This window comes from Enterobacter sp. EC_64 (genome assembly GCF_019584165.1).
Classification (GTDB): Bacteria; Pseudomonadota; Gammaproteobacteria; order Enterobacterales; family Enterobacteriaceae; genus Enterobacter; species Enterobacter roggenkampii.
The window spans coordinates 1-22738 of the sequence record NZ_VDAS01000008.1; the positions used below are offsets into that span (position 1 = coordinate 1).

General features: G+C 52.1%; 22 protein-coding genes, 5 tRNA genes, 1 other RNA gene and 1 pseudogene. 10 read left to right on the forward strand and 19 right to left on the reverse strand.

The window, feature by feature from the left end; genetic code table 11:
* Positions 1-76: 76 nt before the first annotated feature.
* The 4 genes from FHC52_RS08040 to FHC52_RS08055 all read right to left on the reverse strand — a co-directional run bounded on the left by FHC52_RS08040 (position 77) and on the right by FHC52_RS08055 (position 4410).
* Complete coding sequence (locus tag FHC52_RS08040; RefSeq protein ID WP_220420019.1) at positions 77-436, reverse strand: hypothetical protein; 360 nt, start codon at positions 434-436, stop codon at positions 77-79.
* 54 nt (positions 437-490) lie between these two features.
* Positions 491-964 (reverse strand): HNH endonuclease signature motif containing protein, encoded by a 474-nt coding sequence (locus FHC52_RS08045; protein ID WP_048619581.1) that lies wholly within the window; start codon positions 962-964, stop codon positions 491-493.
* A gap of 78 nt (positions 965-1042) precedes the next feature.
* The gene (locus FHC52_RS08050) at positions 1043-1216 is read right to left on the reverse strand and encodes a hypothetical protein (protein WP_164085561.1); all 174 of its coding nucleotides are present in this window, start codon (positions 1214-1216) and stop codon (positions 1043-1045) included.
* A gap of 1379 nt (positions 1217-2595) precedes the next feature.
* Positions 2596-4410: a recombinase family protein gene (locus FHC52_RS08055; protein WP_045357791.1), complete on the reverse strand. Its 1815-nt coding sequence runs from the start codon at positions 4408-4410 to the stop codon at positions 2596-2598.
* Between the two features lie 31 nt (positions 4411-4441).
* Between FHC52_RS08055 and FHC52_RS08060 the strand changes: the two are divergent.
* Positions 4442-5059: pseudogene (locus FHC52_RS08060) on the forward strand (pyridoxal phosphatase); the annotation flags it as partial.
* Here the strand turns inward: FHC52_RS08060 and modC are convergent.
* The 4 genes from modC to FHC52_RS08080 form a co-directional block, all read right to left on the reverse strand.
* The gene (modC, locus tag FHC52_RS08065) at positions 5060-6118 is read right to left on the reverse strand and encodes a molybdenum ABC transporter ATP-binding protein ModC (protein WP_048026984.1); all 1059 of its coding nucleotides are present in this window, start codon (positions 6116-6118) and stop codon (positions 5060-5062) included.
* Between the two features lie 2 nt (positions 6119-6120).
* On the reverse strand, positions 6121-6810 hold the full coding sequence (modB, locus tag FHC52_RS08070; protein WP_023326931.1) for a molybdate ABC transporter permease subunit: 690 nt from the start codon (positions 6808-6810) through the stop codon (positions 6121-6123).
* Positions 6810-7583 carry a molybdate ABC transporter substrate-binding protein gene (modA, locus tag FHC52_RS08075; RefSeq protein WP_032656274.1) on the reverse strand — a complete coding sequence of 258 codons (774 nt, stop codon included), beginning with the start codon at positions 7581-7583 and terminating at the stop codon, positions 6810-6812. Before modA ends, modB begins: the two co-directional genes overlap by 1 nt.
* Positions 7584-7761: 178 nt before the next feature.
* Positions 7762-7911 carry an AcrZ family multidrug efflux pump-associated protein gene (locus FHC52_RS08080; protein ID WP_008501118.1) on the reverse strand — a complete coding sequence of 50 codons (150 nt, stop codon included), beginning with the start codon at positions 7909-7911 and terminating at the stop codon, positions 7762-7764.
* Positions 7912-8038: 127 nt separating this feature from the next.
* Here FHC52_RS08080 and modE point away from each other — a divergent pair, with 127 nt between their 5' ends.
* The 7 genes from modE (at position 8039) to gpmA (ending at position 15786) form a co-directional block, all read left to right on the forward strand.
* Positions 8039-8827 (forward strand): molybdenum-dependent transcriptional regulator, encoded by a 789-nt coding sequence (gene modE, locus FHC52_RS08085; RefSeq protein WP_126287701.1) that lies wholly within the window; start codon positions 8039-8041, stop codon positions 8825-8827.
* Positions 8828-8894: 67 nt separating this feature from the next.
* Complete coding sequence (gene modF, locus FHC52_RS08090; RefSeq protein ID WP_126287703.1) at positions 8895-10367, forward strand: molybdate ABC transporter ATP-binding protein ModF; 1473 nt, start codon at positions 8895-8897, stop codon at positions 10365-10367.
* A gap of 201 nt (positions 10368-10568) precedes the next feature.
* Complete coding sequence (galE, locus tag FHC52_RS08095; protein ID WP_008501115.1) at positions 10569-11585, forward strand: UDP-glucose 4-epimerase GalE; 1017 nt, start codon at positions 10569-10571, stop codon at positions 11583-11585.
* Between the two features lie 9 nt (positions 11586-11594).
* Positions 11595-12641 carry a galactose-1-phosphate uridylyltransferase gene (gene galT / locus FHC52_RS08100; RefSeq protein WP_126287705.1) on the forward strand — a complete coding sequence of 349 codons (1047 nt, stop codon included), beginning with the start codon at positions 11595-11597 and terminating at the stop codon, positions 12639-12641.
* 3 nt (positions 12642-12644) lie between these two features.
* Positions 12645-13793 (forward strand): galactokinase, encoded by a 1149-nt coding sequence (gene galK / locus FHC52_RS08105; RefSeq protein ID WP_021241009.1) that lies wholly within the window; start codon positions 12645-12647, stop codon positions 13791-13793.
* Positions 13787-14827: a galactose-1-epimerase gene (galM, locus tag FHC52_RS08110; protein ID WP_021241010.1), complete on the forward strand. Its 1041-nt coding sequence runs from the start codon at positions 13787-13789 to the stop codon at positions 14825-14827. Before galK ends, galM begins: the two co-directional genes overlap by 7 nt.
* Before the next feature lie 206 nt (positions 14828-15033).
* On the forward strand, positions 15034-15786 hold the full coding sequence (gene gpmA / locus FHC52_RS08115) for a 2,3-diphosphoglycerate-dependent phosphoglycerate mutase (RefSeq protein ID WP_008501111.1): 753 nt from the start codon (positions 15034-15036) through the stop codon (positions 15784-15786).
* Between the two features lie 61 nt (positions 15787-15847).
* Here the strand turns inward: gpmA and aroG are convergent, their stop codons facing one another.
* Positions 15848-16900 carry a 3-deoxy-7-phosphoheptulonate synthase AroG gene (gene aroG, locus FHC52_RS08120; protein ID WP_008501110.1) on the reverse strand — a complete coding sequence of 351 codons (1053 nt, stop codon included), beginning with the start codon at positions 16898-16900 and terminating at the stop codon, positions 15848-15850.
* 304 nt (positions 16901-17204) lie between these two features.
* Here aroG and FHC52_RS08125 point away from each other — a divergent pair, with 304 nt between their 5' ends.
* Complete coding sequence (locus FHC52_RS08125) at positions 17205-17582, forward strand: YbgS-like family protein (protein ID WP_032675988.1); 378 nt, start codon at positions 17205-17207, stop codon at positions 17580-17582.
* A gap of 106 nt (positions 17583-17688) precedes the next feature.
* Positions 17689-18621, forward strand: coding sequence for a CDF family zinc transporter ZitB (gene zitB / locus FHC52_RS08130; RefSeq protein ID WP_032674380.1), 933 nt, complete (start codon positions 17689-17691; stop codon positions 18619-18621).
* Here the strand turns inward: zitB and pnuC are convergent.
* The 10 genes from pnuC to pal all read right to left on the reverse strand — a co-directional run bounded on the left by pnuC (position 18618) and on the right by pal (position 22719).
* Positions 18618-19337 (reverse strand): nicotinamide riboside transporter PnuC, encoded by a 720-nt coding sequence (pnuC, locus tag FHC52_RS08135; RefSeq protein WP_023293003.1) that lies wholly within the window; start codon positions 19335-19337, stop codon positions 18618-18620. The two genes, zitB and pnuC, sit on opposite strands and share 4 nt — an antisense overlap.
* Before the next feature lie 22 nt (positions 19338-19359).
* On the reverse strand, positions 19360-20403 hold the full coding sequence (nadA, locus tag FHC52_RS08140) for a quinolinate synthase NadA (protein WP_023293004.1): 1044 nt from the start codon (positions 20401-20403) through the stop codon (positions 19360-19362).
* Between the two features lie 191 nt (positions 20404-20594).
* A non-coding RNA gene (locus tag FHC52_RS08145) (RtT sRNA) lies at positions 20595-20723 on the reverse strand.
* A gap of 26 nt (positions 20724-20749) precedes the next feature.
* Positions 20750-20825 (reverse strand) — tRNA-Lys (locus tag FHC52_RS08150).
* A gap of 24 nt (positions 20826-20849) precedes the next feature.
* Positions 20850-20925: transfer RNA gene (locus FHC52_RS08155), tRNA-Lys, on the reverse strand.
* 46 nt (positions 20926-20971) lie between these two features.
* Positions 20972-21047: transfer RNA gene (locus tag FHC52_RS08160), tRNA-Lys, on the reverse strand.
* A gap of 3 nt (positions 21048-21050) precedes the next feature.
* Positions 21051-21126 (reverse strand) — tRNA-Val (locus FHC52_RS08165).
* 27 nt (positions 21127-21153) lie between these two features.
* A tRNA-Lys gene (locus tag FHC52_RS08170) sits at positions 21154-21229 on the reverse strand.
* 161 nt (positions 21230-21390) lie between these two features.
* On the reverse strand, positions 21391-22188 hold the full coding sequence (cpoB, locus tag FHC52_RS08175) for a cell division protein CpoB (RefSeq protein WP_021241013.1): 798 nt from the start codon (positions 22186-22188) through the stop codon (positions 21391-21393).
* A gap of 9 nt (positions 22189-22197) precedes the next feature.
* On the reverse strand, positions 22198-22719 hold the full coding sequence (gene pal / locus FHC52_RS08180; protein WP_003858578.1) for a peptidoglycan-associated lipoprotein Pal: 522 nt from the start codon (positions 22717-22719) through the stop codon (positions 22198-22200).
* Positions 22720-22738 lie beyond the last annotated feature (19 nt).

Genomic DNA, 22738 nt, shown 5'->3' on the forward strand with positions numbered 1-22738 from the left:
ACGGTCTAAATAGGCTGATTCAAGGCATTTACGGGAGAAAAAATCGGCTCAAACATGAAGAAATGAAATGACTGAGTCAGCCGAGAAGAATTTCCCCGCTTATTCGCACCTTCCCTAGTACTTCAAACGCCTGTGATACTAGGGTTGCTATGCGTTTGTACTTTTCACGCGATGATTTACTATCTGGATAGTTTTGATTTTTATTCAGTCTGAATAGTTTTAGATGTTCAAATACCATAACTTCACTGAATTCAGGAGCATTCTTTACTATCGCAAATACATCTTCTTCCGGTACACGGTTTTTACCTAGAAAAGTACTTTCCTGGATTATTCCACGCATTACTTCTTTTGCTTCACTAGATAGTGAATTAAAGCAAATGAAACGTAGTTCATTCTGGATCATTTGATTATTGTGTATTGTTTCTTTTCTCGCCATTATAATTCCCCCTTAATATGGGGCTGTCACTCCTACATGATAGCCCCTAAGTTATTATGCTTGTTTGATAATTCTTGTGTAACTATGTCGTGTAGTATTTCGGTTCCATAGTTGATTGAAGTAGGATGTAATCCCAATGTATGAGTACTTTCCAGTATTCCACGCATCAATAATTTGTACTTTCTCTTCTTCGGTGAATCTATTCCAGCTACGTTTATTTTTCGCTTTTGCCATATTCTCTTTTTGTGTAATCCATTGTAGGTTATCCACGTGATTGTTTAGAGGATTACCATCAATATGATCAACAACTAATTTCAATGATTCATCACGTTCAATAAAAGTTTCTGCGATTAGTCGATGAACTTCTACAGTTCTACTATCACCACCTTTGACAGATAGTGTTACTTTGTAGTACCCATTAGATTTTGAAGGGGTTAGCTTTAGTAGTGTTTCTGTCTTAGTATTGAATACATCACCTTCATTACTTACTACATAATATTCATATTTCGTTTCTTTCCATATTTTCATATATAACTTCCATATTACCCGCGTTACTTCCTGTAATCGCGTTTCTACTTATTGTGTGGTTAGTAGACAACCAATTAATTACTTACTGTTTAGTACAATGTACTGATCAATTAAGTAACCTACAGCAGAAGATAGAGTACCTTTTGATACCTTACCTTCATCAATCAATTTTTTTAGTACTTCAACCTGTGAATTAGATAAACGTGCGGTTATTACGTTATCTTTTCTATCCTTAGATTTATTATTCTTCATTTAATTAACTCATGTGATTTGTATACGTATACGTTATTTATCCCAAGCAAAAAAGATAGCCCTTTTAGGGGGCTATACTTTAGCAATATAGGAGAATTATAATGTTACCATCTATTTAGTCTCTGATGGCTGGAGAAATGGAATTATGCTTCGCAGTTCGGCTAGGTGAACATTTTCGATCACTCAGAAAGCCACATCAATATTATAGGACATTTTTTGCGTCTGTCCCAAATATTTTATAGATACCTACATTATACCGTGAAAAAATCACCCGTTCCAAAATTCTTAGGACTTTTTCTTTCGTAATTTATCAGTACTTTTATTTATGTGTTGTCTTACGTGACGTTCTACAAATGGTATCTTTAGTGGAAGTGCTAGTACTGTGAGAATCATAAACATCAATACTAGTATTGTGTAGATTGGGAAAAGAAAGATTTCAATTAATGGCTTTAGCATGTATACGCCTCCTGTATTGTATACATTTATTTATATAAAGAGGCGTAATCATGTGAGTTATTGTAATAGAAGTACTGATATGAACATACCAGGTTGGAACATTTCAATACTATAGCCCCTGAATCTTTTCAGGGGCTATAAGAAGGTAATGTACCTTCAACCGTCGGCAAACGGTAGAGGCGGCAACCTCTACCTTTCACCAACAGGAGTTTTGGCTTGATTGGTATTATATCAAATAGAAGGTTTTTTCACCAAGAAAAATCTCACATCGCCTAATATCAGTCACCCTCACGAATCACTTAACGCAAATCTTTGCTGTGACGCGTTTTGAGAGGCTCTATTACAAACCCACACCAACGCATTACCATATACGAAAAAGCCCCGCATACGAACGTACACGAGGCCAAAATTAAACTTAAAACGTAAAATCTTGTTTTTAAAATAATCAAATACTTATCGGAAAGTTACATAGTCTGCCTTGCGATTTATGATGGCTTGACTATTCAACGTTATAAATAGTTAGCTTTACTAGTGGTGTTCAAACATAAATACACCCTGCTAATACCATCAAATACTAGCAGGGCAAAAAAATGTATCGTATTTCGCTTACGTCCCATGACAACTATCATCAAAGTACTGCTAACTACTCAACTGATACTACATTATTATTATTGTCAATTTAACTATAGACTACTTTCAAGTGCATCACTATGTACTTTGGAAGTAACGTTAGATTTATCACAAAAATACATGTAACGATTGTTAGTTACATTTTTAAAAGAGAAATACTATCATTACTCAACTTTGTATTTTTCAAAAAATCTTCACGGCTGAAGCAAGATTCTAAAATCGCATTTTTGATGGCTCTGCTGACGTTACAAGTCAATTAAGAGGTTTCTTTCGTTTTATGTTTAGGATACTCGTTACTTAGTGAATAAGAAACTCATATTGTTTCGCATCCAAACACCTACGGCATCACATCGATCTACAGCATCTACATAGTTCAGCAATAGCGAATAATCAATGATTGTAAGATCTTCTTTAGTCTGCTGAAAACGGATCTCACCATCTTTAACACTAATTACGAAAGATGGTGTGTAATAGAATTTAGCACCATCAACATTTTCAATGATCACCTCACTGATTAACTTTTGTTCTTTCTTCTTATTCTCTATAAAAAGGACATGCCTTTTCAGCTCGTTCTGCTTGTAGATAATGTCAATTGTGTAAAAATTGCCGTTACGCTTTAGACGAATATTAGAAACAATCTTGTTAAGTTCATTCTCATAACGTGTGCGTATGTCGACGTTATTCACATTATATAATTCAGTAACGTTAACATCCTGTAGTACTGGTAAATCTACTTGTACTGTAGCTAATGAAGCCTGACGTGCTAATAACTGTTCTAATTCTAACTTGGCATCATCCAATTCTTCCCGCATTTCAAAAGAGACAGCTTTACCAGCACTTTTACGCCGTTCAATACCATTTTCATAGTTAGTGATCTGATCCTTAACTTGATCAATTTGAATACGTATCACTTCAATTTCAGGATTGAATTCTTGTTCTTTAATCACAGTGTTTAGATCCATGCCTAATAAATGCTCTACTACAAAACGCTCTACTGTTTCATAGGTCATAGCTTTATTTTCGCAAAGTCCATCACGTTCATTGAGGCAACGAATGTATCTATATTCCTCGATTTTTGGATCGCCTTTCTTTGGTGTACGTTTAGCACGAACCACATTATGATACATTGGCCCGCCGCATTCAGTACAACGAGCGATACCACTAAACAAATTACTTTTAATCAGTACTTCTTCCTGTCCGTCTTTCTTCACGGTAACACGTCCAGCATTAGGACGACGAGACTTTAGCAATTCCTGTACTAATTCAAATTCTTCTTCATTAATCACTACAGGGTACACGTCCATATCGTACTTTTTCTGAGTTACTGGATTTTCAATATCATCATGGTTACGGATGATTTCTGAAATGAAAATCTTACCAGTTACACGGCGATTAGTAAGAATCTTATGAACAAGTTCACCAGTCCACGGACGATTAAATTTATATTGCTCACCTTCTTTCGTTTGAAGTTGTTTAGCAATCGTGGGGCATCCCATGCCAGTTTGATAAAGAGCAAATATCTCTTTAACTACTGCCGCTTTATGATTAAGCACATACTTATCATTTTCTACTTCGATCCATTGAGGACGTTTATTAGTTACTATAGTACCTTTGTTGAATGCTTGTTCGCGTTTCTTCGCCCACCCTTTACGAATACGATCACTTTTATACTTAGATTCATCATATGCCCGTTGAGCATTCATCATTACAAAAGGTAGATCTTTAGAATTACTACGGCTGATAACTATGTTAGCCATTACATCATGAATAGCTACGTTATGTGCCATTAGAGCATTGATGTAACCCATCACATCAAACGGGTTCTGGCGGCTAAAGCGGTCTATAGATTCCACTACCAATATAGAACTATCCCACATACCATTACGTACTTGTTCCATCCATGCCCCTAACTCACCCTCAGAGATGTTTAAACCCTTAAAGGCTGAGACACCTTGATCCGATAGTACTACTGGGGCTGGATCATCCATTTCCGCACAAATGCCAGTACGCTCTAAGTAGCCTTCTAATAGTTCAGCTTGGCGTGCGATACCTGACCCGTCGAGCTGCTGATCCGAGCTAACACGATGATACACAAATACTTTTTTCATGTTAAACCTTCTAATTTTTGTTTGTATAAGCATAACACATTTGTATGATTATCAGGCAAAAAAGGTTTTAGCCTCCGACCCGCTGCCGGTTCCTCAGGCGCTGCAACTGATTGATCTGCTGGATGAGCATGCCATTCACGGCCTGATGTATGTGGATAACGCAATGGTCTACGAGCGCCCTACCGGCCACGTGGTGCGCACCAGCAACTGGGCGTTGTCCCTGCCTGAAGCGCAGCGTCCGGTCTTTACCCAGGTATCCTCCCTGCGTCAGGCAGCCCAGGACGTTGAGGCTATCTGGAAATTCGCCCTGACGGATGAAGACACGACCAAACTGAATACCTTCGCGAAGCACGTCGAGGAAACGCTGGGGCTGGAGTGCGAGTGGTCCTGGCACGATCAGGTGGATATTGCCCGCAAAGGCAACAGCAAAGGCAAGCGTCTGACGCAGTTTGTGGAATCACAGGGCTGGTCAATGCAGGACGCGATCGCCTTCGGCGACAACTACAACGACATCAGCATGCTGGAAGCCGTCGGTACGGGCGTGGCGATGGGCAATGCCGACGACGCGGTAAAAGCGCGCGCTAACGTGGTGATTGGCGACAACACCACCGACAGCATCGCGCAGTATATTTATACCCACCTGCTGTAATCAGGCGGTGATCGAGACGCTCTTAATTTGCGCGTAAAGCCACAGGCCGGGTTTGATCCCTAACTCATCCCTGGCCCACGGGCTGATGCGCGCCCAGAGCGTTCGGCTTCCCACCTCGAGCTTCACTTCCACCTGGCCGTTATCATCAAAACACTCCGCGACTTTGGCGCGCAGGATATTTCGAATACTGGTTTGCAGCGGCGGCTGCAGCACCAGCGAGACGTCAGATGCCTGAATACGAATACGCAGCGCGGACTGCAACGGCTTGTCGATCTTATTGACCCACAGGTGCTGATCGCCCAGCGCCAGCGCCGTCATCGCGTAGTGCGGATGGTGTTCCAGCACGCTCACCTTCAGGATGCTGCTCTGCTGTTCCCGGGGTAACCACGGGTGCATTACGCTGCTGCCCCAGACCTCTTCCAGGTTGCCGAAGGCCTTGACGCTGCCCTCTTCCAGCACCAGCACTTTGTCGGCCAGATGGAGGATCTCATCCAGCGAATGGCTGACGTAGAGCATTGGAATATTAATTTCTCGCGTCAGGCGCTGCAGGTAGGGCAGGAGCTCACGTTTGCGCGGAATATCCAGCGAGGCCAGCGGTTCGTCGAGCAGCAGCAGTTCGGGCGCGGTCAGCAACGCGCGGCCAATGGCCACGCGCTGTTTTTCTCCGCCGGAAAGCGACGAGGGCAGTCTGTCGAGCAGTGGCTCAATGCCTAAAAGCGTCACCAGCTTATCAAACTGTCCGGCCATGCTTTTCGCCATGCCGTAACGCAGGTTGCCGCGCACGCTGTAGTGCGGGAATAAGCGCGCGTCCTGGAAAACATAGCCAATGCGGCGTTTATCCGGCGACAGATACACCTTGTTTTCCACGTCGTTTAAGACGCGGTTATTCAATACAATCCGTCCTGACTGCGGGCGCGTCAGGCCGCTGATGGCATTTATCAGCGACGTTTTTCCCGCCCCCGAGACGCCGAAGATGGCAGTGATACCGCTTGCAGGCAGCGTCTCGTTGAGCGTCAGGGTATGGTTTCCCAGCGTCTGGGAGAAATTCAGTTCCAGCATGCTTATTTCCCCATCCGCTCACGGCTCAGCCGCGCCAGCCATTCCGACACCAGCAGCGATACCAGCGCCAGCACAATTGAAATGATACACAGCCGCGCCGCCGCGCCCTCTCCGCCCGGCGTTTGAATCAGGGTATACATGGCCGACGGAATCGTTCGCGTCTCGCCGGGGATGTTCGAGACGAAGGTGATGGTCGCGCCAAACTCGCCCAGCGAGCGGGCGAAGGCCAGTACCGTCCCGACAATAATGCCGGGTAACGTCAGGGGAAGCGTGATGGTGAAAAAAACGCGCCAGCGCCCGGCACCCAGCGTACGGGCCGCCTGTTCGAGCTTCATGTCCACGCCTTCCAGCGCGAGGCGGATCGCCCTCACCATCAGCGGGAATGACATTACCGCCGCCGCCAGTACCGCACCGCGCCAGCTAAACGCAAAGGTCAGCCCAAACCAGTCGTAAAGTTTTTCGCCAATAAAACCGCGTCGCCCCATGGAAATTAACAGCAGATAACCGACCACCACGGGCGGCAACACGAGCGGAAGATGAAGCACGCTGTCGAGCAGCGCTTTGCCGGGAAACCGACAGCGAACCAGTAGCCAGGCAAAGAAGATCCCAAAGGGCAAACTCAGCGCAACCGCCAGGGAAGAGACTTTAAGGCTCAGCAGAACAGCCTGCCATTCAGGATCGGTCAATATCATCAGTGAGTCGTAAATCCGTAACGTTTAAAGATCGCGGACGCTTCCGGCCCCTTCAGATAATCGCGGAAGGCCGTCACGGTCGCATTTTTATGTCCATCAACAATCGCAACAGGATATTCCACTTTCTTGTGGGAGTCTTCCGGGAACGTTGCCACCACTTTCACACCCTTACTGGCAACGGCATCAGAGCCATACACAATGCCCAGCGGGGCTTCGTTGCGTTCCACCAGCGCCAGCGCGCCGCGGACATCTTCCGCCGGGGCCAGCTTCGGTGACAATGTCTCCCATGCGCCCAATTTTTGCAGCGCTTCTTTGGCGTAGATCCCGGCCGGAACGTGCTCCGGATCGCCCACCGCCAGACGCCCGCCGTTCAGCAGGCTTATCCAGTGGGTCTCTTTGTTGATGGTGATGTCAGCCTGGGCGCTGGCTTTGGGCGCCACGACAACCAGGCTATTGCCCAGCAGCGTTTCGCGGGTTGCCGCATCAATCGCTTTCTTCTCCACCGCGTAATCCATCCACTTCTGGTCAGCCGAGATGAACAGATCCGCCGGCGCGCCCGCTTCTATCTGGCGAGCGAGCGTCGAGGAAGAGGCAAACGAGGAGACCACCTCGACGTTTTTCTCTTTTTTATACGCCGCCGCGATATCCTGCAGCGCGTTAGTCAGCGACGCCGCCGCAAAGACCGTGATTTTACCCTCATCCGCCAGCGCGTGTCCGGTAAGGGAAAGCGTCAACGTTGCCCCTGCAAAAAGGCGTACCCATGAACGTGCCATCTGTAACTCCTGTGAGTATCGTTATATACATATTAATATAACGGTAACGTCAGGGAGATCCCAGCGTTTAATCGTACCGCTGAAGAGGTAAACCGGCGTAGTGCGTTAAAGAGTATCGGCGAAAACGGGAAAATCTTGAGAGCAAAACGCCCGGACAAGCCGGGCGTTTTGTGGGGAATCAATGCTGCTTTTTAGCCTGGTCTCTGTGACCAATGTTCGAAAAGACGTTGAACACTTCACCCAGGCCGTAGATGGCACCGAGGATGATGGCCATCACTACTGGTACCATGATCACGGCGAATACCAGACTTTTCAACAACTCTAACATGGTTTTCTCCAGATATTGTGAACAGCTTATTCTACCCTTTCAACTGAGAAAAACATCCCCTTTTGTGCGGTACCCTTTGCGCCCTGCACCATTTGGGTCACAATACCCTTTTTGCCAGGACACTGTTATGCAGGCCGAAATTCTTCTCACACTCCGACTTCAGCAAAAGCTTTTCGCCGATCCGCGACGTATCGCCCTGCTTAAACAAATAGAACAAACGGGCTCGATTAGCCAGGGGGCGAAAAACGCGGGCATCAGCTACAAAAGTGCCTGGGACGCCATCAACGACATGAACACCCTGAGCGAACAGCCGCTGGTGGACAGAGCCACGGGCGGCAAAGGCGGCGGCGGTGCAATCGTGACGCGTTATGGCCAGCGTCTTATTCAGCTTTACGATCTGCTGGCCCAGATTCAGCAAAAAGCGTTCGATGCGTTAAGCGATGACGATAACGTTCCGCTGGACAGTCTGCTGGCCGCCATTTCCCGCTTCTCGCTACAAACCAGCGCCCGCAACCAGTGGTTTGGTACGGTGACGGCGCGCGACAATCTGCAGATACAGCAGCATATTGAGATCCTGCTTGCCGATGGCACCACCCGTCTGAAGGCCGCCATAACGGCGCAAAGCGCGGAACGTCTTGAACTGGATGAAGGGAAAGAGGTGCTGGTGCTCCTGAAGGCGCCGTGGGTCAGTATCACACGCGATCCCGACGCGGCAAAGACAGCAGATAACCAGCTGCAGGGCACCATCAGCCATATCGAACGCGGCCAGGCGCAGTGCGAAGTGCTGATGATCCTGGCAGATGGGCAGCCGCTTTGCGCGACCGTACCGCTCAGCGAGTCGGACAACTTAGAAGAAGGTGCTGCCGTCACCGCGTATTTCAACGCGGACCGGGTGATTATCGCCACTTTGTGCTGAGCACATTGACAATCTTACCGACAGTGCGTATCCCTGATATCTGGTGCTGCAAAAACAGGGATAAACCATGTCATCATTGCATATTTCGCAAGGCACGTTTCGTCTTAGCGATACCCGAACGCTGACAATTGCTGATTTGACGCTACGCGCGGGTGAAAGCTGGGCGTTTGTCGGCACAAACGGCAGCGGTAAATCCGCGCTGGCCCGCGCGCTGGCCGGAGAGCTCAACCTTCTCAAGGGCGAATACCAGAGCGACTTTACGCGCCTGACGCGCCTGTCGTTTGAACAACTGCAAAAGCTGGTCAGCGACGAGTGGCAGCGCAACAACACCGATTTGCTCAGCCCTGGCGAAGACGATACCGGCCGTACGACGGCGGAAATTATTCAGGATGAAGTGAAGGATCCCGCCCGCTGCCAGCGCCTGGCAGAACAGTTCGGTATCACCCCTCTGCTGAACCGGCGCTTTAAATACCTTTCGACCGGCGAGACGCGAAAAACGCTGCTTTGTCAGGCGCTGATGAGCGAACCTGAACTGCTTATTCTGGACGAACCGTTCGACGGTCTTGACGTGCAGTCCCGGGCGCAGCTGGCGTCTCTGCTGGCGTCGCTTAATCAGCAGGGATATACCCTCGTGCTGGTGCTTAATCGTTTTGATGAAATTCCGGAATTTATCCAGCACGCGGGCGTCCTGGTCGACTGTAACCTGACCGAGACCGGCGAAAAAACCGCGCTGCTTAAGCAGGCGCTGATTGCCCAGCTCGCGCACAGCGAACAGCTCGACGGTATTACCCTTCCGGAACCCGACGCCCCGTCGGCGCGCCACGCGCTTGATCCCCACCAGCCGCGCATCGTGCTGCGCGATGGGGTGGTCGCTTATGACGATCGCGCTATCCTTAATCACCTCAACTGGACGGTCAATCCAGGCGAGCACTGGCAGATTGTCGGTCCCAACGGCGCGGGAAAATCCACGCTGCTGAGCCTGATCACCGGCGATCATCCGCAGGGCTATAGCAACGACCTCACGCTGTTCGGTCGGCGTCGCGGCAGCGGCGAAACCATCTGGGATATCAAAAAACATATCGGCTACGTCAGCAGCAGCCTGCATCTGGATTACCGGGTCAGTACCACGGTACGCAACGTGATCCTCTCCGGGTATTTTGACTCCATCGGCATTTATCAGGCGGTGTCGGACAAACAGCACAAGCTGGCCCAGCAGTGGCTGGACATTCTGGGCATGGACAACCGGGTGGCTGACGCGCCGTTTCATAGTCTTTCGTGGGGGCAGCAGCGTCTGGCGCTGATCGTTCGCGCGCTGGTGAAACATCCTACGCTGCTGATCCTCGACGAACCGCTGCAGGGACTCGACCCGTTGAACCGCCAGCTTATCCGCCGCTTTGTGGACGTGCTGATTAGCGAAGGTGAAACGCAGCTGCTGTTCGTTTCACATCATGCCGAAGATGCCCCCTCCTGCATCACCCATCGCCTGGAGTTTGTTCCGGACGGTGAGCACCATTACTATCGGCAAAGCAAAATCGATTAATCCCCGGAGGGCACCGCCCTCCGTTTTTCAGATAACCTGCACTAATACATTGCTATCCCGTTGATCTACAATGCCTCACGGTAGCTGAAAATCGGATTTTAAAAACAGTGTAAACGATTCCACTATTTTATCCCATGTCACACTTTTCGCGTCTCTGTTATGCTATGGTTATTACATACCATAAGCCCAATGGAGCGAAATATGCGAGTTCTTGTAACAGGTGGTAGCGGTTACATCGGTAGTCATACCTGCGTGCAGCTGCTGCAAAACGGCCATGACGTCATCATTCTCGACAACCTGTGCAACAGTAAGCGCAGCGTGCTGCCTGTGATTGAACGTCTTGGCGGTAAACACCCGACGTTCGTGGAAGGCGACATCCGTAACGAAGCGCTGATGACCGAGATCCTTCACGACCACGCCATTGAAGCGGTGATCCACTTCGCGGGTCTGAAAGCGGTCGGTGAATCCGTTGCTAAGCCGCTTGAGTATTACGATAACAACGTCAACGGCACCCTGCGTCTCATCTCCGCCATGCGTGCGGCCAACGTCAAAAACTTCATCTTTAGCTCTTCCGCCACCGTCTACGGCGATCAGCCTAAAATCCCTTACGTTGAAAGCTTCCCGACCGGGACGCCGCAGAGCCCGTACGGCAAAAGCAAGCTGATGGTGGAGCAGATCCTGACCGACCTGCAAAAAGCCCAGCCGGAGTGGAGCATCGCGCTGCTGCGCTACTTCAACCCGGTCGGTGCGCATCCGTCTGGCGATATGGGGGAAGATCCGCAGGGCATTCCGAACAACCTGATGCCGTATATCGCCCAGGTGGCGGTAGGCCGCCGCGAGTCGCTGGCGATTTTTGGCAATGACTACCCGACCGAAGACGGCACCGGCGTGCGCGACTATATCCACGTGATGGATCTGGCCGACGGCCACGTTGCGGCCATGCAGCAGCTGGCGGACAAACCGGGCGTGCATATTTACAACCTCGGCGCCGGCGTCGGCAGCAGCGTGCTGGACGTGGTTAACGCCTTCAGCAAAGCCTGCGGCAAGCCGGTGAACTACCACTTCGCACCGCGTCGTGAGGGCGATCTGCCTGCTTACTGGGCCGACGCCACCAAAGCCGACAAAGAGCTTAACTGGCGTGTTACGCGCACGCTTGATGAAATGGCACAGGATACCTGGCACTGGCAGTCACGCCACCCGCAAGGCTATCCGGACTAAGGATCCGTCATGACGCAATTTAATCCCGTCGATCATCCGCATCGTCGCTTTAACCCGTTAAGCGGGCAATGGATTTTAGTTTCTCCGCATCGCGCCAAGCGCCCCTGGCAGGGGGCGCAGGAGACGCCTGCAAAACAGACCCTGCCGCAGCACGACCCGGACTGCTTCCTCTGTCCGGGCAATACGCGCGTCACCGGGGATAAAAACCCGGACTACAAAGGCACCTTCGTGTTTACCAACGATTTTGCCGCCCTGATGACCGACACGCCGGACGCGCCGGAAAGCCACGATCCGCTGATGCGCTGTGAAAGCGCGCGCGGTACCAGCCGCGTGATCTGCTTCTCTCCCGATCACAGCAAAACGCTGCCGGAGCTGAGCGTTGAGGCACTGAAAGAGGTGGTCAACACCTGGCAGGCGCAAACCGCCGAGCTGGGTCAGACTTACCCGTGGGTGCAGGTGTTTGAAAATAAAGGTGCGGCCATGGGCTGCTCTAACCCGCACCCGCACGGCCAGGTCTGGGCGAACAGCTTCCTGCCTAACGAAGCCGAGCGTGAAGACCGCCTGCAAAAAGCGTATTACGTGGAAAACGGCTCGCCGATGCTGGTGGATTACGCGCAGCGTGAGCTGGCCGACGGCAGCCGTACCGTGGTGGAGACCGAACACTGGCTGGCCGTCGTGCCTTACTGGGCCGCCTGGCCGTTTGAGACGCTGCTGCTGCCGAAAGCGCACGTGCAGCGCATCACCGAACTCAGCGACGCGCAGCGCGACGACCTTGCCCTGGCGCTGAAAAAGCTGACCAGCCGTTACGACAACCTGTTCCAGTGCTCCTTCCCGTACTCCATGGGCTGGCACGGCGCACCGTTTAACGGGGAAGAGAATCAGCACTGGCAACTGCACGCCCATTTCTATCCGCCGCTGCTGCGCTCCGCGACGGTGCGTAAATTTATGGTGGGCTACGAAATGCTGGCAGAAACCCAGCGTGATCTGACGGCGGAACAGGCGGCTGAACGTCTGCGTGCCGTTAGCGACGTCCACTATCGCGAATCAGGAGTCTAAAAGATGAGTCTGAAAGATAAAACACAATCCCTGTTTGCTGAGAAATTTGGCTACCCTGCCACCCACGTAATTCAGGCACCTGGCCGCGTCAACCTGATTGGTGAACACACCGACTATAACGACGGCTTTGTGCTGCCGTGCGCCATCGATTACCAGACGGTCATCAGCTGCGCGAAGCGCGACGACCGCCAGGTTCGCGTGATTGCGGCGGATTACGGTAATGAGACGGACGCGTTTTCCCTCGATGCCCCGATTGTGACGCACGACAGCCAGCAGTGGTCTAACTACGTGCGCGGCGTGGTGAAGCATCTGCAGAAGCGTAACAAAAACTTCGGCGGCGCCGATTTGGTCATCAGCGGCAACGTGCCGCAGGGGGCGGGCTTAAGCTCCTCTGCGTCTCTGGAGGTCGCCGTCGGCACCGTGTTCCAGCAGCTCTATCATTTACCGCTGGATGGCGCACAAATCGCCCTGAACGGCCAGGAAGCGGAAAACCAGTTCGTGGGCTGCAACTGCGGCATCATGGACCAGCTGATCTCCGCGCTGGGCAAAAAAGAGCACGCGCTGCTGATCGACTGCCGCTCGCTGGGCACCAAAGCCGTTCCCCTGCCAAAAGGCGCGGCTGTCGTGATCGTCAACAGCAACTTTAAGCGCACGCTGGTGGGCAGCGAGTACAACACCCGCCGCGAGCAGTGCGAAACCGGCGCCCGCTTCTTCCAGCAGCCCGCCCTGCGCGACGTCACGCTCAATGAATTTAACAAAGTGGCGCACGAGCTGGATCCGATCGTCGCCAAACGCGTTCGTCACGTGCTGACGGAAAATGCCCGTACCGTTGAAGCCGCGTCCGCGCTGGCGAAAGGTGACCTGAAACGCATGGGTGAACTGATGGCGGAATCTCACGCCTCCATGCGCGATGATTTTGAAATCACCGTGCCGCAGATCGACACCCTGGTGGAGATCGTCAAAGCGGTCATTGGCGACAAAGGCGGCGTGCGCATGACGGGCGGCGGTTTTGGCGGCTGCATCGTTGCGCTGGTGCCTGAGGAGCTGGTCCCTGCTGTACAGGACGCCGTGGCGAAGCAGTACGAAGCAAAAACAGGTATCAAAGAAACCTTCTATGTTTGCAAAGCATCACAAGGAGCCGGACAGTGCTAAACGAAACACCTACCCTCGCACCGGATGGTCTGCCGTATCGCCTGTTAACCCTGCGCAATCGCGCGGGGATGGTGGTTACGCTCATGGACTGGGGTGCAACCCTTCTTTCAGCACGCGTACCGATGCCGGACGGCAGCGTGCGCGAAACCCTGCTCGGCTGCGCATCGCCCGAGCAGTATGTTAATCAGTCTGCCTATCTGGGCGCATCCGTAGGGCGCTATGCGAACCGCATCGCGAAGAGCCGTTTTGAACTCGACGGCGTGCAGTACACCCTGCTTCCAAGCCAGGGTGAGAACCAGCTGCACGGCGGCCCGGACGGGTTTGATAAACGTCGCTGGAAAATTGTTCGTCAAAACGACGGCGAAGTGCTGTTCTCGCTGGATTCGCAGGACGGCGATCAGGGCTTCCCGGGTAACCTTATCGCCTCCGCGCGCTTTACATTGACCGACGACAACCGTATCGCCATTGAATACCGTGCGACGGTCGACAAGCCGTGTCCGGTCAACCTGACCAATCACGCGTACTTTAATCTGGACGGTAACCAGTGCGACGTGCGGAACCACAAGCTTCAGATCCTGGCGGATGCGTATCTGCCGGTTGATGAGATGGGCATTCCGTACCAGGGCCTCAAAGACGTGAGCGGCACCAGCTTTGACTTCCGCAGCGCGAAATCCATCGCCCAGGATTTCCTGAGCGATGACGACCAGCGCAAGGTGAAAGGCTACGACCACGCGTTCCTGCTGCAGGCTAAAGGCGATGTGAAACAACCTGCCGCACAGGTCTGGTCCACCGATGAGAAGCTGCAGATGACGGTTTATACCACCGCTCCTGCCCTGCAGTTCTACTCAGGTAACTATCTCGGCGGCACGACGGCGCGCGAACACGAAGAGTACAGCGACTGGCAAGGGCTGGCGCTGGAGAGCGAGTTCCTGCCGGACAGCCCGAATCATCCGGAATGGCCGCAGCCGGACTGCGTGCTGCGCCCGGGTGAAGAGTACGTTAGCGTGACGGAATATCATTTTATTCCACATTAATATTCAGCCCTCCCTCCGGAGGGCTTTTTTCTGTGCGCCTTGCTGAAAATAGCGCCGATCGCAGACAAAATCATAACCCTGGATTCACAAGCATCTTACACTCAGAGACTATTTTCGCTATGGTTAGGGTTAAGCGTTGCTGCTGGCACGGCCACGGCAATATAATGAGAATTGTTATCATTCTAAAAATGCTTGAGGAGTAAGAGATGGCTATTACTAAGCTGGTTCTGGTGCGTCACGGCGAAAGCCAGTGGAACAACGAAAACCGCTTTACCGGTTGGTACGACGTTGATCTGTCCGAGAAAGGCGTAAGCGAAGCAAAAGCAGCAGGTAAACTGCTGAAGGAAGAAGGCTTCAGCTTTGATTTTGCTTACACCTCTGTGCTGAAACGTGCCATCCATACCCTGTGGAACGTGCTGGACGAACTGGACCAGGCCTGGCTGCCGGTTGAGAAATCCTGGAAACTGAACGAGCGTCACTACGGTGCGCTGCAGGGCCTGAACAAAGCGGAAACCGCTGAGAAATACGGTGACGAGCAGGTTAAACAGTGGCGTCGCGGCTTCGCGGTCACCCCACCAGAGCTGACCAAAGATGACGAGCGCTACCCGGGCCACGACCCGCGTTACGCGAAACTGACCGACGCTGAGCTGCCAACCACCGAGAGCCTGGCGCTGACCATCGACCGCGTTGTGCCTTACTGGAACGAAACCATTCTGCCACGTCTGAAAAGCGGCGAGCGCGTGATTATCGCGGCTCACGGTAACTCCCTGCGTGCGCTGGTGAAATACCTGGACAACATGGGTGAAGACGAAATTCTCGAACTGAACATCCCAACTGGCGTACCGCTGGTGTATGAGTTCGACGAAAACTTCAAGCCAATCAAACACTACTACCTGGGTAACGCGGACGAAATCGCAGCGAAAGCGGCGGCCGTTGCGAACCAGGGTAAAGCGAAGTAATTTTCGCTGACCATAAAAAAAGCGCGGAACCGTCCGCGCTTTTTTATTTGAGCCGTCAGAATTAACCGCGACGCGCTTTCACCGCATTCGCCAGCTGGCGCAGGATGGCGTCGGTGTCATCCCAGCCGATGCAGGCATCGGTCACGCTCTTGCCGTACACCAGCGGCTCGCTGCCTTCCAGGTTCTGGTTACCTTCAACCAGATGGCTTTCGATCATCACCCCAATTACCGCCTTCTCACCGCCGGCAATCTGCTGACAGACATCTGCGCCCACTTCCATCTGCTTTTTAAACTGCTTGCTGGAGTTGGCGTGGCTGAAATCGATCATCACCTGCGGTGGCAGCCCGGCTTTTTCCAGCCCGACTTTGACTTCGGCCACATGCTTTGCGCTGTAGTTCGGCTCTTTGCCGCCGCGCAGAATGATATGGCAGTCACCGTTACCGCTGGTGTTAACGATGGCGGAGTGGCCCCATTTGGTCACGGACAGGAAGCAGTGCGGTGCGCCCGCTGCGTTGATGGCGTCGATAGCCACCTTAATGGTGCCGTCAGTACCGTTTTTGAAGCCCACCGGACAAGAGAGACCGGACGCCAGCTCGCGGTGAACCTGAGATTCAGTAGTGCGGGCACCAATTGCCCCCCAGCTCATCAGGTCTGCCAGATACTGGGGCGTAATCATATCCAGGAACTCACCGGCCGCAGGCAGCCCGCTGTCGTTAATCTCCAGCAGCAGCTTGCGCGCAATGCGCAGACCGTCGTTGATCTGGAAGCTGTTATCCATGTGCGGATCGTTAATCAGCCCTTTCCAGCCAACGGTGGTGCGCGGTTTTTCAAAATAGACGCGCATCACGATTTCCAGCTCATCCTTCAGCTCTTCACGCAGGGTGAGCAGACGGGCTGCGTATTCTTTCGCGGCAGCAGGATCGTGGATAGAGCATGGGCCAATCACCACCAGAAGACGATCGTCATTACCTTTCAGGATCTTATGGATCGCTTTACGAGCATGAGAAACCGTGTTTGCGGCATTTTCAGTGGCGGGGAATTTCTCAAGGAGTGCTACAGGAGGTAATAACTCATTGATCTCTTTAATACGTAAATCGTCATTCTGATAATTCATCTTCGTTCCAGCTCTGCCATATCTTTAGTAATGAAAGCAATCCTTTCAATCTATCTTGTCGCTCAGGAAGTGTAAACACGGTTTTACACTTCACGCAGATAATTCCTGGAATTCGCCTAAAAATCGCCACAAAATAGCGAAAAACGAGATCTAACCTAAGCTTTTTAACTGTAACAACCATTTTTACACGCTTAAACGCGATTCCCGACTGACGTAAGTCCGTATGGCGGAATCTTTCGCCTCTGAAAAAGATGCACTGTTGGAAAAAGTTATCCAGCGTAACGACAAGAACAGGAGCACCATGATGAAAATGACAAAACTGGCAACCCTCTTCCTGACCGCCACCCTCACCCTGGCCAGCGGTAGCGTTCTTGCGGCCGAAACGGGCTCATCGGGTAACGGTGATGCAAACGCGGCTGCGTCAGCAGGCCAGGTCGCCCCTGATGCCAAACAGAACGTCGCCCCGAACAATGTCGATAATAGTCAGATCAATAATGGAAACACCAACACCGGCGGCACCATGCTGCACCCCAACGGTACCGACTCCGGCACCATGAGTCATGACAGCATGAGCAAAGATGAAGTTCATAAGAACTCCATGTGTAAAGATGGCAAATGTCCCGACCCGAATGACAAAGTGGGGGATGATGCCAATACCAAAACAGATGGTACGACTCAGTAACCGGCTGTGAAATTAATGATAAAAGGAGAGCTAAGGCTCTCCTTTCTTTTTGAGTAACCTATTAAAAACGCTACACTAAAAACGATAACGAATCAGGAAAGATAACATGGCACACACACATTCCCACGCCACCGGCGACGACAACGCTAAACGATTGCTGCTGGCCTTTGGCGTCACGGCAACGTTTATGATTATCGAGGTCATTGGCGGCCTGGTTTCCGGCTCTCTGGCGCTTCTGGCCGATGCCGGACATATGTTGACCGATGCCGCCGCCCTGCTCTTCGCCCTACTGGCCGTGCAGTTTGCGCGCCGCCCACCGAATGCGCGCCACACCTTCGGCTGGCTGAGGCTGACCACCCTGGCCGCGTTTGTTAACGCGATTGCCCTGGTGGTCATTACCATTCTTATCGTTTGGGAGGCCATTCAGCGCTTCAGACATCCTCAGCCGATTGCCGGGGCGACAATGATGGTGATTGCCGTGGCAGGGCTGGTGGCGAATATCCTGGCCTTCTGGATTTTGCACCGCGGCAGCGAGGAAAAGAACCTCAACGTGCGCGCGGCGGCTCTGCATGTGCTGGGGGATTTGCTCGGTTCAGTCGGGGCGATTGTCGCCGCGCTGGTGATCCTCTATACCGGCTGGACGCCTGTCGATCCGATTCTGTCCGTGCTGGTGTCGTGTCTGGTCTTGCGCAGCGCCTGGCGGCTGCTGAAGGAGAGCGTGAATGAACTGCTTGAAGGGGCTCCGGCATCCATGGACATCGACGAGCTGAAGCGCAACCTGCGCCGTACTGTTCCGGAAGTCCGCAATGTCCACCACGTGCACGTCTGGCTGGTGGGGGAGAAACCGGTCATGACGCTCCATGTCCAGGTGATCCCGCCTCACGACCACGATGCGCTGCTCGATCGCATCCAGCACTTCCTGGAACATCACTACGACATTAGCCATGCCACCGTTCAGATGGAGTATCAGCCCTGTAGCGGACCGGACTGCCACCTTAACGAGGCGCAGTCCGGTCATTCACATCATCATGACCACTAGCTGGAAAGCGCGCGAGAGCCTCGCTCACGCGCGCTGTTAATCCACATCCGGCTACCGTTCAGCGCGATGAAGGTCAGCAACAGATATTCCAGCGACATGGCATAGACGCCCTGCAGGGCGAAGATCGCCACGCTGATAACGTTGATGATGACCCACAGCAGCCAGTTCTCAACGTATTTACGGGTCATCAGAATCATCGCTGCAATCGACAGCACCATCATGCAGGAATCCCAGAACGGGAAAGCATCCGGCTGGAGTTCTGGCATCGTCACGTTCAGGCCGATGCCGGACATGACCGAAACGGCAATGCGGGTCAGGAACGCAAACACCGGATTGATGAAGACGGTCATTAAGCCAATGGCCACCACGCAGGCGACAAACCAGGCGATGGCTTTCGGCAAGGGCAGCCAGCGAATCTGCAGCTCTGCCTCCTGCTGGCTGTTCTGACGCGACCACGCATACCAGCCGTAAATATTGGCGGCGAAGAAGAACAGCTGCAAAAGCAGGCTGGCGTACAGCTGGATCTGGAAGAAGATAATCGCAAACAGCGTGACGTTAATCAGCCCGAATGCATAATTACTGATCTTCTCAAGGCTTGCCAGCCAGATACACAATAGTCCCGCCAGCGTACCAACGGCCTCAATCCATGACAGGTCATAGCCACCTGCACCAATCGGTATATGAACCAGAATGTTCTGTGTGCTAAAAAAATCCATCTTTTCCCCGGGGCGTAGTGAATTAAGTACGTAGTGTAGCCGCAAAATCCAGCATGCGGTTAAGCGGAATTAACGCGCCTTCACGCAGGCCAGCATCCACGTGGATTTCATGCGCCGCACCACCGGTTTCTAACCCTTCGGCAATCGCTTTCAGGCCGTTCATCGCCATCCACGGGCAATGCGCACAGCTGCGGCACGTTGCCCCCTCGCCTGCGGTAGGCGCTTCGAGAAGCTCTTTCTCCGGCACGGCCTGCTGCATCTTGTAGAAGATACCGCGATCGGTCGCCACGATGAGCTGCTTGTGAGGCAACGTTCTGGCCGCGTTAATAAGCTGGCTGGTTGAACCCACCGCATCCGCCATGTCGACAATCGACTGCGGAGATTCAGGATGCACAAGAATGGCGGCGTCAGGATAAAGCGCCTTCATGCGCGCCAGCGCCTGCGTCTTGAACTCATCATGAACGATACAGGCGCCCTGCCAGCAGAGTACGTCAGCCCCCGTCTGCTTCTGAACATAGTTGCCGAGATGGCGATCAGGCGCCCAGATAATCTTCTCACCCAGACTATCCAGATGTTCAATCAGCTCAACGGCGATGCTTGACGTGACCACCCAGTCTGCCCGCGCTTTCACTGCTGCCGACGTGTTCGCGTAAACCACCACGGTCCGGTCAGGGTGGGCATCACAGAAGGCCGTGAATTCGTCAATCGGACAGCCGAGATCCAGGGAACACTCCGCGTTAAGCGTGGGCATCAGAATGGTTTTTTCCGGGCTCAGGATCTTTGCCGTTTCGCCCATAAAACGCACGCCGGCAACCAGCAGCGTGGAAGCGGGATGTCGTGCACCGAAGCGCGCCATCTCCAGTGAGTCAGAAATGCAGCCGCCGGTCTCTTCCGCCAGCTGCTGAATTTCCGGGTCGGTGTAGTAATGGGCCACCATCACCGCGTCGCGCTCTTTAAGAAGACGTTTAATCTTCTCGCGGTAGAACTGCTTTTCGTCCTGGCTCAGTGGGACAGGCTTAGGCGGAAACGGATAGATTGCGGCTTCAGGATCAAACATCACACTCATTATGGCTTCTCGTTTTACGGGCTTAACAATATTGCCTTTCATTTGCCTGACATAGCAAAACGCGTGGCAATTGTGTTTTGTATACTAAACAAGATAGCGAATCTGGCGTGAAAAGTCACCGGGAATAGATGGGCGGAGCATTTGTTGTACCGCAGATAGCAAAAAGGCGCCTTTAGGGCGCCTTTCTACACTGGTGGGTCGTGCAGGATGACTCGCTTCGCTCGCCCTTCGGGCCGTCGCCGTAAACGGCTCCGGTGCCTCACTGCGTTCGGCTCGAACCTGCTGCAGGTTCGAATCATCCAGATCGCAGATAGCAAAAAAGCGCCTTTAGGGCGCTTTTTTACATTGGTGGGTCGTGCAGGATTCGAACCTGCGACCAATTGATTAAAAGTCAACTGCTCTACCAACTGAGCTAACGACCCCTTGCGGGATTTTTTTCTTCGAAGTGGTGGGTCGTGCAGGATTCGAACCTGCGACCAATTGATTAAAAGTCAACTGCTCTACCAACTGAGCTAACGACCCATTCGGGTGCTGACTTCGAAGATTTTTACTCGGTACCACTTTAAAGTGGTGGGTCGTGCAGGATTCGAACCTGCGACCAATTGATTAAAAGTCAACTGCTCTACCAACTGAGCTAACGACCCGAGTGGTGGGTGATGACGGGCTCGAACCGCCGACCCCCTCCGTGTAAAGGAGATGCTCTACCAACTGAGCTAATCACCCACTCTGTACTGCCGGAACTGCGTTAAGTGGTGGGTCGTGCAGGATTCGAACCTGCGACCAATTGATTAAAAGTCAACTGCTCTACCAACTGAGCTAACGACCCACTTTTATGCTGCTTTCACGTTGTTTGATATCCCGTGGCAACGGCGGCATATATTACTGATTTAAGAATTCTGCGCAACAAAAATTTCGATGAAGATCACTTAACTGCTTAGTAATCATGCTGCACGACCAGAAATAACGCGATTTCTGGTCATGCGATAATCATCCCATCGAATTCAGACGTTTTTGCGCCTGCTTAGCACCTTCGGTACCCGGGAATTTTGCGACCACCTGCTGATAAACCGCTTTGGCTTTCGCCGTGTCGCCTTTGTCCTGCATGATCACGCCAACCTTATACATCGCATCTGGCGCCTTCGGCGATTTTGGGTAATTTTTCACCACTGAGGCAAAATAAAACGCCGCATCGTCCTTTTTACCCTTGTTGTAATTCAACTGACCGAGCCAGTAATTGGCATTTGGCTGATAAGTGGAATCAGGGTATTTCTTAACAAAGCTCTGAAACGCAGCAATCGCGTCATCCTGACGAGATTGATCCTGCACCAGGGCAATCGCCGCATTGTAATCCGTATTCGCGTCACCGCTCTGTACAGGCGCGCCTGTTGAGGCAGACGTATCAGCAGATGGCGCTGGCGTAGACGTCGCCGCACCGCTCTGATCGCCTGCGGCAGGCTGCGCTGCTGCACCACCACCGCTGCTCAGGCTATCTATCTGCAACAAGATTTGCTTCTGACGTTCCACAACCTGATTAAGCTGATACTGGCTTTCCTGAATCTGACCGCGGAGAGAGTCAATATCATTCTGGTTATCGGAAAGTTGTTGCTGGAGTTGGGTTAAAAGCTGGCTGTGAGCGTTAGAAATACGCTCGAGTTGAGTGACCCGGTCTTCTACCGAGCCTGAGCCGACACTACTGATTGGTGCCTGAGCAAAAGCGGCCCAGGGGGCCGCTATTCCAACCAGTAACGACAGACTCAACAGATGATGTCTGAAGTTACTGCTCATGCAATTCTCTTAGTAAACCAGTACGGCACGACGGTTTTTGGAGTAAGCCGCTTCGTCGTGACCCAGTACTGCAGGTTTTTCTTTACCGTAAGAAACGATGGAGATCTGGTCAGCAGAAACGCCTTTACCCTGCAGGTACATTTTAACAGCGTTAGCACGACGTTCACCCAGGGAGATGTTGTACTCTGGAGTACCACGTTCGTCCGCGTGACCTTCTACGGTGACTTTGTAAGATGGGTTGCTACGCAGGAAGTTAGCGTGCGCATCCAGCATCGCAGCGAAGTCAGAACGGATGTCGTATTTATCCAGATCGAAGTAAACGATGTTGTTCTGCTGCAGCTGCTGCATCTGAAGACGCGCCTGCTCTTCAGAAGACATGTTGCCATTGCCGTTCGCGTCCATACCGGTGCCGGCACCCATCATGCCTTCGCCGCTCTGGTCATTGCTGGCGTTCTTGTTAGAAGAACACGCTGCGATTGCCATTACAGGCAGAGCGATCATCAGCCCCTTCAGCACTTTGTTCAGTTGCATTTCTATGATTCCTTTAGTA